Below are 13,703 nucleotides of genomic sequence, written 5' to 3' on the forward strand. Positions count from 1 at the left end.
ACAAGATATTAATGACATATATGTAGAGCCATAAAAATTACTAAGAATCGCTTGACCTAAGCCTTATGCTTATTAAATAAAAAAATTTCTATCTGAATGCGGATTTCTCAATTAAAGGGTTGAAAAGATAACTAAATTAATCCGTGTCAAGTGATAGACTCTAAATGTCAACTTACGTAAACCTTTTCTTGTCCTGACTCGATATGTTGAACTCTCCATTACGTGAAGCAGCTCGTAACCAAAGAGCCGATGTCATCCCCCTAAAGCCGGAGTCCTCATTGTTGGACTGGTTACAAAACAACGGTCGCATTATCGCGCGTGACGTTCACGAACCGGATTTTCAAGCTGACGAAGAAGGAATAGACTCCCTAATGGGTGTAGATGATGGAATTGGCTACGACCTCGATGATGATGACGATGATGATATAGGAATCGCTGAGAATTAGCCTTTTCAGGCTAGGGACTTGGTAGTATCCCTAGTTACTGCTATTCAATTTTATAAGTGTGGAGTGAAGGGAAACTTCTGTGGACGCTAAATTATCTCCTGAGCAAGGATTAAACATTTCTGGAATCGCTCTAGCCTCTTTATTAGCCGTAGGGTTAGGTACAACAGCTTTTTTCTTGGATTCGATGGCCAATCGGCTACCGTGGCAAAGTATGTCGCTAACTCTGCCATTACTGTTGTGTGCGTTGGGTTCAGGTGTGGTGGGCTATTGGGTAATACCTTTACTTCAAGCACTTAAAACTGGACAAATAATTCGCGAAGATGGGCCCCAAGCTCATCTCAAAAAGGCAGGCACTCCCACAATGGGCGGTATATTTTTTATACCTGTATCTGTGTTGCTTGCCTGTATATTGTCTAACTTTTCTAAAGAGGTGCTTGCAGTTTCGGCTTTGACAATCAGCTATGGATTGATTGGCTGGCTCGACGATTGGCAAATTCTGCGCCGTAAATCAAATAAAGGTATATCTCCACAAACAAAACTGGCTTTGCAGGTGAGTTTTGCGGCTATGTTTTGTCTGTGGCTGATGTTTAATCAACCTTCTAATATTACAAATATTGCTTTGCCTTGGGTGAGCTTCACACTACCCTTAGGATTTCTATTTTGGCCTTTAGCAGGTTTTGTACTAGTTGCAGAAAGTAATGCGACTAATTTAACAGATGGTATTGATGGCTTGGCAGCAGGAACAGTAGCGATCGCACTTTTGGCATTAGGTGCTCTAGTCGCACCAACAGCACCAGGATTGATGGTTTTCTGTGCTGCTTTAAGTGGTGGGTGCTTAGGTTTCTTAGCCCATAATCGTAACCCAGCCCGCGTTTTCATGGGAGATACCGGTTCTTTAGCACTGGGAGGTGCTTTAGCTGCTGTAGCACTATTGACAAACACTTTAGTAGGTCTGTTTATTCTCAGTGGTATCTTCTTTGTAGAAACCCTTTCGGTAATGGCACAGGTAAGTTATTACAAAGCCACAAAAGGCCCCGATGGCAAAGGCAAACGTCTCTTCAAAATGGCACCTTTACACCATCATTTAGAACTTACTGGCTGGTCAGAATTGCAAGTGGTTGGAGTGTTTTATATAATCGCTGCGATTTTGGCTACTATTTGTTTAGCGATCGCTCCATTCTGAATGTTTTAAAAACTGCTTGAATATAAAAAACAACTCCCACATCTTCAGGGGGTTGTTTTTTTATAGGGTAAATTTATGAGTTTCTGATTTCTATGCTGGAAAGTCTGACGCTTGATGCCAACTGAAGGGCTGCCCATTCTACCGTTTGTGGTGTTATGAATTATTAATTACAAGTATTTACATACTCCATAACCCGATTCTTTCCTGTTCGCTTTGCCTCAAGCATCGCTTGATTTGCCCGATTCAGAAAATCCTTAACCGTAATCCCTGGTTCTGATACAGCTATTCCAAAAGAAGCGGTGATGCTTTCGAGGAGCCGATCGCCGTCCTTCAATTGCATTTGTTCAACATCTACCCTTAGTTGTTCTACTCGCTTCCTGAGCGCTTCCAGCGTCATATTAGGCATCACAATTACAAATTCTTCACCACCCCATCTGCAAGCAATGTCAAAGGAGCGAATAGATTTTAACAGCAGTTTTGCTAATTCCTGGATAACAATGTTGGCAGTCAAATGTCCATAATGCGAGTTGTAAGATTTGAAGTCATCGATATCAAGGAAAATAACACTAAGAGGTTGTCCCGACCGTTCAGCCTCCGCTAGCCTTTGTCCCGTTATAGTTTGCATATAGTTTTGATTGAATAGTTGGGTCATCCCATCCCGCAAGTTCTCATAGGTTAGACGTTGTTTTATCGATAGATTATTTAATGCAAAGGCTAAATATCTAGCAAGAATCTCAGCAATTTGCTGAGATTCTGAGCTGATTTCTTCAAGGGCATAGATGTGTAAAATGCCAATTACTTCGCTTTTTCCAAACAATGGAACACATAAATGTACACCGCTAACAGGCGGTATTAAGTGGTTACATATCAATCCTGGATGACAAGACGATGAAAGGTTTAATTTCCCTCTCCGCAATGCCCAACAATCAGATAGTGAAAATACTTCTTTACTGCTTATTTTGCATCCCCAATTACTATTCATCTGAACATAATTTTTAGAATCAGCAATTATATTGATACAACCACTCATATTAGGAAATAGCTTGGAACAGGTTAAAGCAACCACTTGATACACCTCATCTTCAGACTCGCAGGAATAAAGCATATCCGCCATATCCGTAAGATATATAAGTTCCCGTTTTTTTACCTCTAATTTCAGTGTTTTTTCTTCTAGCTGCCGATTTAGGTCAGTGAGCGATCGCTGTGTTTCTATGGATTCTGTAATATCGATACTGATGCCACCGATGCGCCAAGCGCCTGTTGCGTAATCGCTAAATGGAAACTTAAACGATAGCCAGTAGCACGGCTGATCGTTACCAGGCATCTTTACCTCTTCAATCAGCTTCAAGGGGCGTAGAGTCTTCAAAACGATTTGATCGTTTTCCATTATCTGCCGCCCCTCTTCTGGATCTGGGAAGAATTCACTATTTCTTTTCCCGATCCATTCTTGTGGATCTAACGAAAATCTAGACTGTAGCTCCTGGTTGTAGTAAAGCACTCTAGATTGCTCATCTTTGATATAGGCTCCAAACGGGCCCTGATCTAGGAATAGCCGTTGTATCTGCTGCCTGCATTGAAGTTCGCGGGTATCTTCTTGATATTTGGCGATCGCCTCTACAATTTGATAAGCGGTTGGTATCAAGTAAAATAACGCGGACAAGGAAATAAACGCCATTAGATCAAGTACGGCTAAGTGCAACAATGACACTGCTTGATGAGGTTCAAACACAGCTAAAAGGTGATGAAATCCGCAAAATAGTACGAATCCACCTGATAATAAAAAGGCTAGCCAAAACTTAGAAGGGATAGTTGCCTTAGTTTTGGCAAAGCAAACCCCTATTATCATAGGGATGCCAAAGTATGAAAATGCAGTAATGCCGTGAGCAATTATGCAATTCCAGTAAATAGACTCCATCACTAACCTGATATCAACATCTTATTTGTTTAACTATAATTATCTCTGGGTAGCTTCAAGATCCATGTGTACAAAGGATGAGATTCGTGCGTCGTCCGTCTGAATTACTGCTTATTTCACCCGCTTACAAACCTGACTTACCAAGTGAAGGAGTTCGGGTAAAATGAGTTTTTCCATTGCTAGTCGCACAGCATTACTAGAACCAGGAAGCGAGAAGATTAATTTGTCTTGATAAACACCAGCAACAGCGCGAGAAGCGATCGCCCGCGAACCAATTTCTTGATAACTTAAAAAACGAAATAACTCACCAAATCCCGGCAAAGTTTTCTCTAGTAACTTCTCAATAGCATCATAGGTAGTATCTCTTGGTGCAATACCTGTACCACCATTAAAAATTACAGCATCCAAATTTGAGCTTTTGCCCAGATTTTCTATCTGCCCTTGAATTTGTGTTGGTTCATCTTTGATAATCGTGTAGGCTCCTACAGCATGGTTAGCACCAAGGAGTAACTGCTGAATTAGCTGGCCACTTTTGTCTGTTTCCAAAGTGCGTGTATCGCTGACAGTAACCACAGCACAAGTTACTAAAACTCTAGGCGAGTCTGGGTGGGGTTGTGGCATTATATGTCACTCATGAACTTTTAATAATGGATAATTGGGCATGGTAAATGGCGCATTCATTAGAACATGACAATTACCGATGCCCTATGCCCTATGCCTCGTTTTTGCTCAATCCCAGATCGTTTTCTTCAGCATAGCGCTCCATGAAGCGCATAAAACGATCCCATTCTTGGGCAGATTTCATGACGTAAAGTGCTTCTAATTCTTCCGGTTTCCCGTTAACAAATTTAGCCTTAACTTCACGGGTAATTATTTCGCCTTCTTCGTCAATCAAGTACATTCCGGTAATATCTTCGGTAGTACCTTGATCTAAAATTTTCGGATTCGTAAAAATAAAGGTCGCTGTACCACTGTCCCCAGTACGCGATCGCGTCAAGCGCACATCTGGAGTTACCTCTTCGTCAAGACCTCTAGAAAACTGGATTTTCGCCATGATGAATGAATTTAAACTTTGGTGATGGTTAATTTAATATTCTCTCATCAATTAGAACACCACGGTCTAGAGCCTACTGTTATTCGCTTTCTAGTGTATATACTTAAATCGCTTCTTTTTCAAGTAACAAAGTTACGGGACCGTCGTTTTCAATTGTAACTTGCATCATTGCACCAAATTTACCTGTTTCCACCTGCAACCCGCTAACTCTTAACTTGCTAACAAAACGATTATACAAATCTTCTGCCGATTGGGGAGGCGCTGAACGGTCAAAAGAAGGACGGCGACCTTTGCGACAGTCACCGTAAAGGGTAAACTGACTGACTACTAATAACTCCCCACCAATTTCTTGTATAGATTTTTGCCATCGTTCGTCTCCTCCTTCGTCAGGAAAGAGCCGCAATTCTAAGCATTTACGAACCATCCAGTCGATTTCAGCATCAGTATCGGTATTGGCTATACCTACAAGCAAATTTAGCCCCCGCCCAACTTTACCGATAATTTCACCATTAACTGTAACTTGAGATGATTTGACTCGCTGGATAACAACGCGCATTTTAATCAGAAAATTTATCAACGTTTTGATTTTAGAGCAAGATATAAAAACTAAAAACAACGAGTGTCTACCACCTGATAAAATTTCTTAATGTTCGATAACGTTTGTAAGTTCCTTGCCGAAACTTTCTCTAGTGACTTTGCCACTTGGCTGTTAGGAGAATCTATTACCCTCACTGAATTAAGCCCTTCTGAACTTTCTCTGGAACCAATCCGCGCCGATGCGCTGATATTGCTCCAATCCGATGAAGTTGTGCTGCATTTGGAGTTCCAAACCCAACCGAAAGCTGATATTCCCTTTCGCATGATTGATTATCGGTTGCGCGTGTATCGCCGCTTTAAAAATAAGCGAATGCGTCAAGTAGTGATTTATCTTCAACAGACAAATTCAGAACTTGTGCAACAAACCACATTCGCTTTGGAAGAAACTTCTCATAGGTTCGAGGTAATTCGTCTTTGGGAGCAACCAACAAGTGTATTTTTGGAGCATCCAGGATTATTACCATTTGCAGTGTTAAGTCAGACAAATAACCGCACTGCTACGTTACAACAAGTTGCTCAGGAAATTTCAGAAATTACCGATCAACGTATCCAAAACAATATTGCAGCCTCAGCGTTCATTCTGGCTGGGCTAGTATTAGAGAAAGAGATAATTCAACAATTGCTGCCGAGGGAACTTATGCAGGAGTCAGTAACTTATCAAGCTATCCTAGCTGAAGGTATTGCTGAAGGTCGTGCTGAAGGAGTACGGCGTATAGCGACGAATTTGCTTCAAGAGGGAATCTCAGTGGAAATCGTTGCGAAAGTTACGGGGTTATCTGTAGAGCAGGTACAGCAGTTGGTAAATGAAGAAGTTGGTAATGCAGGGGAGTGAAGAAGCGATTTCTACGACGGGCTACGCCTACGCTATTCTCTCATTTTCATTGCTCAAAATTGATGGCGGAGCGATTAGGAACGCATTCCCAGGTGGAACCTGGGAACGAGTATTAAACTTTTAACTCTTGTACAGACGCGATTAATCGCGTCTCTAACTCCTAACTTTTATTTGCCAAACCCTTTACCGCGAGAGCTTGAAGGTAGACAAATGCATTTTTCAAGTTGACTAATTAAAGCCTCACGATCCAAATTTTGACCAATCAGCACTAGTTGGTTTTTCAATTGACCTTTCCATTCATCATCATCCAAGGTGAAGCGTTTACCACAAAGGTGGAAAATATGACGCTTGGGACTTTCATCAAACCACATAATCCCCTTGGCTCGGAAGATATTTGAGGGTAGCTGGTTATCTAAGAAATATTGAAATTTCCTAATAGAAAAAGGCTTGTCACTCTGGAAAGATATAGAAGTAAAACCATCATTTTCTAAATGGTCAGAATGATGGTGATGATCGTGATGGTCATGGTCATGGTCGTGATGATCGTGACCGCATGTTGAATGGTCATGTTCATGGTCATGATGATCGTGATGGTCGTGTTCATCCACCACTGTGTCAAAATATTTATCCGACTCAAACAGACCAACACTCAGAATTAAAGGAAGTGGAACTTGCGATCGCGTCGCGCGGATAATTCTTGCTCCTTCCTTGACTTCGTTAATTTTTCCTTCTAACTCGTTCAAAGTGGCTTCATCAACCAAATCTGCCTTGTTCAGCACAATTACATCACCATAAGCAATTTGGCTGTATGCTGCTTCCGAGTTAAATAAATCTAGGCTGTAATTTGCCGCGTCTACCACAGTAATAATCGAATCCAAGCGGGTTAAATCCCGCAATTCTGTGCCCAGAAATGTTAGAGCTACTGGTAGCGGATCTGCTAATCCAGTTGTTTCCACTACTAGATAATCTAGATTTTCTTGGCGTTCTAAAACTTTGTAAACTGCATCTACTAAATCATTATTAATAGTGCAGCAAATACAACCATTATTTAGTTCCACCATGTTCTCACCAGTGGAAACAATTAGCTCGTTGTCGATGCCAATTTCGCCAAATTCATTTACGAGAACAGCGGTTTTTAAACCCTGTTGGTTGTTGAGGATATGATTGAGTAAAGTCGTCTTGCCACTACCGAGGAAACCCGTAATAATTGTTACTGGCATTCCTTGTTTGGGCGTATCCATTGCCGAAGATTCGGGTGTAACTGCTGATTGCATAGCGCTGTTATCAAATAGTCAAAAAATAGTAATGTAGCGCAGATAGTCCAGAAAACACTAGCATAGGGATGCTGGACTGTCATCCCAGCTGCTTTACCCTATTATTACGTATCTCCCTATTTCAGCATTACTCTGTTATGACCCTAACCCTTTACAATACCCTCACCCGTCGTCAAGAACCGTTTGAAACAGTCGAAACAGGCAAGGTTAAGATGTATTACTGCGGCGTGACGGTGTACGACTACTGCCATTTGGGTCATGCTAGAGCTTGCATCGTTTGGGATGTAATCCGCCGATACCTCCAGTTTATCGGTTATGAAGTCCGATATATCCAAAATTTTACCGATATTGATGACAAGATTCTCAATCGAGCCTGTCTTGAACATTCATCAATGGAAGCTGTAGCCGATCGCTTTATCAAAGCATATTTTGAGGATATGGCGCGGTTAGGAATCAAAGAAGCTGATGAATATCCCCGCGCTACCCACACGATGAATGGCATTCAGCGGTTAATTCATGAGTTGGAAAATAAAGGTTTTGCCTACCCTGCTGACGGCGATGTGTATTATGCAGTCCGGCAGTTTGCTGAGTATGGCAAGCTTTCGGGACGCAAGTTAGAAGATATGCAAGCCGGGAAAAGCGATCGCGTCAATGTAGAAGATCCAGAATATCAGAAAAAGAAAGACCCCTTTGATTTTGCTTTATGGAAGGCAGCAAAACCAGGAGAACCAGCTTGGGAATCACCTTGGGGCGCAGGTCGTCCAGGTTGGCACATTGAATGCTCGGCAATGGTGCGCGATCGCTTGGGTGATACCATCGATATTCATGCTGGTGGTGCTGACTTAATTTTTCCCCACCACGAAAACGAAATTGCCCAATCTGAGGCTGTGACAGGAAAACCTCTAGCGCGTTATTGGCTGCATAACGGCATGGTGAAAGTAGATGGTGAAAAAATGTCCAAATCTTTGGGCAACTTTATCACTATTCGAGAATTGCTGGATCGAGGAGTTGACCCGATGGCAGTGCGGTTGTTCGTACTGACCGCTCAATATCGTACACCCATAGATTTTACCGACGAAGCGATCGCCGCAGCAACCAACGGCTGGCACACCATTAAAGAAGGTTTACTCTTCGGCTACCAATACGGTAAAAAACTAGGATGGGGATTGGGGACTGCCTCACTACTTCCTGAAACTGTTGAACGCTTTCAAGAAACCGTAAATAACGACTTTAATTTTCCTGGTGGATTAACAGTGCTGTTTGAATTAGCCAAAGAACTGCGCCGTGAGGGAAATATTATTGTGCATGAAGGGAAAACAGAAACATCATCAGATGAGTTACAGCGTCAATGGCAAACTCTCGTCACATTAGCTGGAGTCTTGGGTTTAGAAGCCGAGATGGAAGCCGAAACTCAAACCAGTAATGGTTTAAGCGATGCGGAAATTGAAGCGAAAATTCAGCAAAGGCAAGAAGCACGTAAAGCCAAGAATTTTGCTGAAAGCGATCGCATTCGTGACGAACTCCAAGCACAAAGTATTACGCTAATTGATAGCCGTGATGGTACACGCTGGCATCGGAATTAAGGAGTAGGGAGTGGGTAGTAGGGGGAAAATTCCCCATTCCCCATTCCCCATTCCCCATTCCCCATTCTTTATTCCCCAAAATTATGTGGTCTGAACTCAAAAAAGCGATCGCTAGTTTCGATATTCCTGCTGATTGGATTGGTATTAGAGCCGTAAAGGAAACTTCTACTACCCGTTTTGTCCGTGACGCCTTACCCCAACTAAACGGCAAATCCTTCACTGTTGGAGCCATGCTGGAAGTTTTGGTTAATGGCTGTCTGGGTTATGCAGCTACTAACTCTCTAGAACCGTCTTCCCTGCAAAACGCTGCCCAAACAGCCTATAAACAGGCACTAGCAGCCAGTGAATGGTGGATACATCCCTTCCGTGAAAGTGAGCGCCCTAAAGTCGTTGGTGAATATAAATCTCCATTTATTGAGCCATTGGATGCTTTGAGTCCAGGAGAAATCAACGATTTACTGGTTCGTATTTGCCAAACGCTCAAAGTTGACGACAAGATTGTGCAAACCATAGCCAGTGCTAGCACAACTGAGCGAGAATCTTGGTTTATTAGCAGCAATGGCTCAGAAGTCTATCAAAAAATACTATCTATAGGCACGAATTACGGAGCTACTGCCCAAGATGGAGCGGTTGTACAACAGTGCAGCAACAACGGTTCGCAAGCAAACTGTTACCAAGGCGGACTCGAACTATTAAAACAAGAAAACTTATGGCATCGGGTGCGGCAAATTGGCGAACAAGCAGTAGAACTCTTGACAGCAGAAGAATGCCCAAGCACTCGTACCAATTTAGTTTTAGCGCCAGACCAAATGATGCTGCAAATCCATGAAAGTGTCGGGCATCCCCTAGAAATTGACCGAATTTTGGGAGATGAGCGTAACTATGCTGGGGGCAGCTTTGTTAATAAAAGTGATTTTGGCAACCTAGTATATGGTTCGCCGTTGATGAACATTACCTTTGATCCTACCGTGCCTGGTGAATTTGCTAGTTATGGCTTTGATGATACGGGTGCTGTAGCAACAAAGGAGTATTTAGTTAAAGAAGGTGTACTCCAACGGGGTTTAGGCAGTCTGGAGAGTCAAGCCAGAGCAGGTGTAGCAGGAGTTGCCTGTGCCCGTGCTTGCTCATGGAATCGACCAGCGATCGATCGCATGGCAAACTTGAATTTAGAGCCTTTAAACGGCACTTTTGAAGACATTATTGGCGGGATAGAACACGGCGTTTACATGGAATCTAACCGTTCTTGGTCAATTGACGATCGCCGCTACAAATTTCAATTTGGTTGCGAGTACGCTAAATTAATTGAAAATGGCAAACTCACCAAAACCCTTCGTAATCCTAACTATCGCGCCACAACACCAGATTTTTGGCATAGTTTAATTAAAGTCGGAGATGCCACAAACTGGCAAATGTATGGTACTCCTTATTGTGGCAAAGGAGAACCAAATCAGGCTATTTCGGTAGGACATGGTTCACCTGTCTGTGTATTTGCTAATGTCGAAGTTTTTGGTGGAGGAACTTGAAAAAATGCAAATACAAGAGTTAGAAGTTATGAGTTAACAATTTCTTCAACTCCTAACTCCTAACTCCTAGCTTTTTCCGTCTCCCTATTCCCTATTGATATTTAATATCTATGAAACTTGAGGAATTATCTGCATTAGAAGTCAGTTTTAATCGACTGATTGAAAGTTTGCTGATTAAAAAAGCAGAAAATGAACAATTCACTGTGAGACTTAGCAGTGAAATAAGTCAATTTACTCGTTTTAATCATGCGAAAGTGCGACAAACTGGTTGTGTTGCTGATGGTTGGATAGAACTGACTTTGATGAAAGAGCAGCGCAACAGTGTTCGGCAGTTTCCCTTTACTGGAAATTGGGAGGTAGACTGGCAGTTAGCATATACCGCTTTGCAAGAACTACGTGACGAACTTATTCTACTACCCATCGATCCATATCTAGTTTTGCCATCAGGAAATAATACCAGCCGGGAAGTACATTCGGGAAATTTATTGGCGGCGGAAGCAGTAGTTCCAACTGTGCTAGAACTAGTTGCTGAATTGGATTTTACAGGAATATATGCAGGTGGAGTAATAATTAAAGCTTATGGTGATTCTAGCGGTCAAAAGCACTGGTTTTCTACTGATTCTTTTACCTTAGATTATTCTCTATTTTCTCCATCTGGACAAGCAGTTAAAGGCACGTTTGCCGGGAGTGATTGGAATGAATCTAAATATATAGCCAAAATTAGCGAAGCTAAAAAACAACTAGAATTGCTTGCTCACCCAACTAAAGAACTGCCACGGGGACAGTACAAAACTTATTTTGCACCTGCTGCCGTTGCAGATTTATTATTGATGCTTTCTTGGGGAGCAGTAAGCGAAGCTGATATCCAACAAGGGAACAGTGCTTTAGCTGCTTTATCGCGTCAAGAAAAACAACTTTCTCTAAGATTTAGTTTGAAAGAAAACTTTCAGCGGGGATTAGTGCCGCGATTTAATGAATTGGGAGAAATGGCAGCACCGGAGTTACCTGTAATAGAAAAAGGACGTTTGGTAAATACTTTAGTGAATTCTCGCACTGCTAAAGAATATCAAAAAATTGCCAACGGCGCTAATGGTTCAGAAACTTTACGAGCGCCAGAAGTGAATCCGGGAAATTTAGGATTTGAGCAGATTCTTCCGAGTTTAGATACAGGATTATATGTATCAAATTTACATTACTTGAATTGGAGCGATCGCCACACTGGTAGAATCACAGGTATGACTCGTTATGCTTGTTTTTGGGTAGAAAACGGAGAAATTATCGCACCCATTGAAAACTTACGTTTTGATGAAAGTCTCTATCGCTTCTGGGGAGAAAATCTAATAGATTTGACTACTTTTCAAGAATTCATTCCCGAAGTAGGGACTTATGAAAGTCGTCAACTTGGAGGTAGTTTAGTTCCCGGTATGCTGGTAGAAGATTTTACATACACTTTGTAGTTTTCTTATGTAAAAATATTTATTTTTGCTAGAGACGGACAGTTCACGTCTCTACAAAAAAATTATAAAATTACCTATCTCTGTAAACTGCATTAATTACAATATCTTTGATGCTCAGGTAAAGAATTAATAGCAACAATAAAAATTGCTCAAATTGAAGAACTGGATCTAAACGCCAACCTTGATAATACAAGATTGCTCCACTTAACAACATTATAATTGGCGTAAATATAAGTTGGATAATGTAAAGTGCTAAAGCCCAACCTCTAAGCCTGGTTCCACGTTGGGATAGCCAGGCTACTGTTAAAATCAAGTAAATAATTGCCCAAAGCAAATAAATAATTCCAATTAAACCAGCTAGATTTAATCCAAAATTCACTTGAGCGAAAGTAAGCATTTATAAAAAATCCTGCTTAATTACAAGCTAAAATTTAAAATTTATTAGTAGGTAGATTCCCTAAAATTATTCCTTTATGAAAATTGTTGGGTTAAGCAATAGCGAAACCCAACCGATAATTTTTCCTCATCTTTCGTTAGAACCTCTATCTTTTTTTGCCAGGAGGTGAATTACGCTGGGTGAGGTTATCAATTTGCAATTGTTGCCGTCCGTTGGTGATAATTCGCAACATATCTTTGAGATCCTGCTCGATATTTCCCAAAATGCCATCGGCATAAGCATCAGCACCATCTTCAATTTCTTGAGCATGAGCGATCGCATTTTGTCGCATCAGCTCTAACTCTTGCTGACAAGCATACCGCTTGCGGTCAATCTCGGCGAGGGTTTCTTGCATTATCCCCTCACACTCTTGTTGCACTTGTCGCCGCAGTCGTTCAGCTTCCTGTTCCGCCTGGTGAATAATATCGCTTTCAGCTAAAATTTGCGCTCTTTTTGCTTGTGCAGCCTCAACTACCTGCTGCCCATACTCTTCCGCTTCCAGCAGAATTTCGTCCTTTTGTTCGAGAACTGTTGCTGCTTCTTGAAAAAGTGATGGTAAAGCCAGCCGGATGTAATCAAGCTGATCTAGCAGCTTTTCTTCATCTATGAGTGTGCGTCCCGTTAGCGGAATCCTGAGACTAGAGAGAACCATTTCCTCTAGGCGGTTGAGTTCCTGCTGAATATCTATGCTTCCCTCTCCACCGAGATATTCTTGAGAGGGGGGATTGCTTCCGTTGAGATTGGGTTCAACATTGGAGATTTCTGATTGTAGCATTGGTATATATCTAGGGCAATGTGTGGGGGAACGAGATGATCGATAGAGCCACCAAACCTTGCAATCTCTTTTACCACACTACTACTTAAAAAACTATACTCATTTGAGGTTGCGAGAAAAACTGTTTCTATTTGGGTAGAAAGAGTTTTATTGGTGTGAGCCATTTGCAGTTCCACTTCAAAATCTGACACAGCTCGTAGACCCCGGATCAAAACTTGTGCTTGTTGCATTTGAGCATAATTTACGGTAAGACCATCAAAGCTGTCTACTTTTACATTAGGTAGATGTTCTGTAGAAAGACGGATCTGATCTAGCCGTTGCTCCACACTAAAAAGTGGCATCTTGTTAGGATTCCGTAGTACAGCGACAATCACCCGCTCAAACAGTCGACTACCGCGCTGGATAAGATCGAGGTGTCCCAAAGTGATGGGGTCGAAGCTACCAGGATAAATAGCGATCACAATTTTAAATATATCAAAGTTATTTAGGTGATTATATCGAAACCGTTTTGTGTAACTTACTCAAATCTACCATCTTGCGCTCTCGGTAAGGATGGTAAACTCAATTGTTTTAGTGGCACAAGTTATGCTCAACTAGGCGTTAGGAACTAGACTCCTAAATATGAATA

15 protein-coding genes are annotated in these 13,703 nt (G+C 41.7%); 7 read left to right on the forward strand and 8 right to left on the reverse strand.

Annotated features, from left to right (window positions below):
• Window positions 1-203: 203 nt before the first annotated feature.
• Complete coding sequence (locus AC1F2U_RS03250) at window positions 204-446, forward strand: DUF3134 domain-containing protein (protein ID WP_094349539.1); 243 nt, start codon at window positions 204-206, stop codon at window positions 444-446.
• A 79-nt stretch (window positions 447-525) separates the two neighbouring features.
• Window positions 526-1,629, forward strand: coding sequence for a phospho-N-acetylmuramoyl-pentapeptide-transferase (mraY, locus tag AC1F2U_RS03255; protein ID WP_480259804.1), 1,104 nt, complete (start codon window positions 526-528; stop codon window positions 1,627-1,629).
• A 163-nt stretch (window positions 1,630-1,792) separates the two neighbouring features.
• Here mraY and AC1F2U_RS03260 read toward each other — a convergent pair whose 3' ends face one another.
• The 4 genes from AC1F2U_RS03260 to dtd form a co-directional block, all read right to left on the reverse strand.
• A complete protein-coding gene (locus AC1F2U_RS03260) occupies window positions 1,793-3,475 on the reverse strand; it encodes a diguanylate cyclase domain-containing protein (protein ID WP_480259805.1) in 1,683 nt (560 codons plus the stop codon).
• Window positions 3,476-3,655: 180 nt separating this feature from the next.
• Window positions 3,656-4,165 carry a MogA/MoaB family molybdenum cofactor biosynthesis protein gene (locus tag AC1F2U_RS03265; protein ID WP_480259806.1) on the reverse strand — a complete coding sequence of 170 codons (510 nt, stop codon included), beginning with the start codon at window positions 4,163-4,165 and terminating at the stop codon, window positions 3,656-3,658.
• Between the two features lie 91 nt (window positions 4,166-4,256).
• Window positions 4,257-4,598, reverse strand: coding sequence for a photosystem II reaction center protein Psb28 (gene psb28, locus AC1F2U_RS03270; RefSeq protein WP_480259807.1), 342 nt, complete (start codon window positions 4,596-4,598; stop codon window positions 4,257-4,259).
• Between the two features lie 103 nt (window positions 4,599-4,701).
• Window positions 4,702-5,154 carry a D-aminoacyl-tRNA deacylase gene (gene dtd / locus AC1F2U_RS03275; RefSeq protein ID WP_480259808.1) on the reverse strand — a complete coding sequence of 151 codons (453 nt, stop codon included), beginning with the start codon at window positions 5,152-5,154 and terminating at the stop codon, window positions 4,702-4,704.
• A gap of 90 nt (window positions 5,155-5,244) precedes the next feature.
• Here dtd and AC1F2U_RS03280 point away from each other — a divergent pair, with 90 nt between their 5' ends.
• Both AC1F2U_RS03280 and AC1F2U_RS03285 read left to right on the forward strand, forming a co-directional pair.
• Window positions 5,245-6,027: an Rpn family recombination-promoting nuclease/putative transposase gene (locus AC1F2U_RS03280; RefSeq protein ID WP_480259809.1), complete on the forward strand. Its 783-nt coding sequence runs from the start codon at window positions 5,245-5,247 to the stop codon at window positions 6,025-6,027.
• Window positions 5,999-6,151: a hypothetical protein gene (locus tag AC1F2U_RS03285; RefSeq protein WP_334872200.1), complete on the forward strand. Its 153-nt coding sequence runs from the start codon at window positions 5,999-6,001 to the stop codon at window positions 6,149-6,151. Before AC1F2U_RS03280 ends, AC1F2U_RS03285 begins: the two co-directional genes overlap by 29 nt.
• Window positions 6,152-6,194: 43 nt before the next feature.
• On the opposite strand, the gene AC1F2U_RS03290 is transcribed toward AC1F2U_RS03285, so the two are convergent.
• Window positions 6,195-7,301: a CobW family GTP-binding protein gene (locus AC1F2U_RS03290; protein ID WP_480259810.1), complete on the reverse strand. Its 1,107-nt coding sequence runs from the start codon at window positions 7,299-7,301 to the stop codon at window positions 6,195-6,197.
• A 137-nt stretch (window positions 7,302-7,438) separates the two neighbouring features.
• On the opposite strand from AC1F2U_RS03290, the gene cysS reads away from it, so the two are divergent.
• From cysS to AC1F2U_RS03305, 3 genes are all read left to right on the forward strand, one after another.
• On the forward strand, window positions 7,439-8,884 hold the full coding sequence (gene cysS, locus AC1F2U_RS03295; protein WP_480259811.1) for a cysteine--tRNA ligase: 1,446 nt from the start codon (window positions 7,439-7,441) through the stop codon (window positions 8,882-8,884).
• A gap of 83 nt (window positions 8,885-8,967) precedes the next feature.
• The gene (locus AC1F2U_RS03300) at window positions 8,968-10,407 is read left to right on the forward strand and encodes a TldD/PmbA family protein (protein WP_480259812.1); all 1,440 of its coding nucleotides are present in this window, start codon (window positions 8,968-8,970) and stop codon (window positions 10,405-10,407) included.
• A 110-nt stretch (window positions 10,408-10,517) separates the two neighbouring features.
• Complete coding sequence (locus tag AC1F2U_RS03305) at window positions 10,518-11,864, forward strand: TldD/PmbA family protein (RefSeq protein ID WP_480259813.1); 1,347 nt, start codon at window positions 10,518-10,520, stop codon at window positions 11,862-11,864.
• A gap of 70 nt (window positions 11,865-11,934) precedes the next feature.
• On the opposite strand, the gene AC1F2U_RS03310 is transcribed toward AC1F2U_RS03305, so the two are convergent.
• The 3 genes from AC1F2U_RS03310 to coaD all read right to left on the reverse strand — a co-directional run bounded on the left by AC1F2U_RS03310 (window position 11,935) and on the right by coaD (window position 13,536).
• Window positions 11,935-12,243 carry a Ycf66 family protein gene (locus AC1F2U_RS03310; RefSeq protein ID WP_480259814.1) on the reverse strand — a complete coding sequence of 103 codons (309 nt, stop codon included), beginning with the start codon at window positions 12,241-12,243 and terminating at the stop codon, window positions 11,935-11,937.
• Window positions 12,244-12,406: 163 nt separating this feature from the next.
• Window positions 12,407-13,075, reverse strand: coding sequence for a DivIVA domain-containing protein (locus AC1F2U_RS03315; protein WP_480259816.1), 669 nt, complete (start codon window positions 13,073-13,075; stop codon window positions 12,407-12,409).
• The gene (coaD, locus tag AC1F2U_RS03320) at window positions 12,985-13,536 is read right to left on the reverse strand and encodes a pantetheine-phosphate adenylyltransferase (RefSeq protein WP_335201560.1); all 552 of its coding nucleotides are present in this window, start codon (window positions 13,534-13,536) and stop codon (window positions 12,985-12,987) included. Before coaD ends, AC1F2U_RS03315 begins: the two co-directional genes overlap by 91 nt.
• Window positions 13,537-13,703: the final 167 nt, after the last annotated feature.

It is taken from the genome of Nostoc sp. LEGE 12454 (assembly GCF_056620565.1).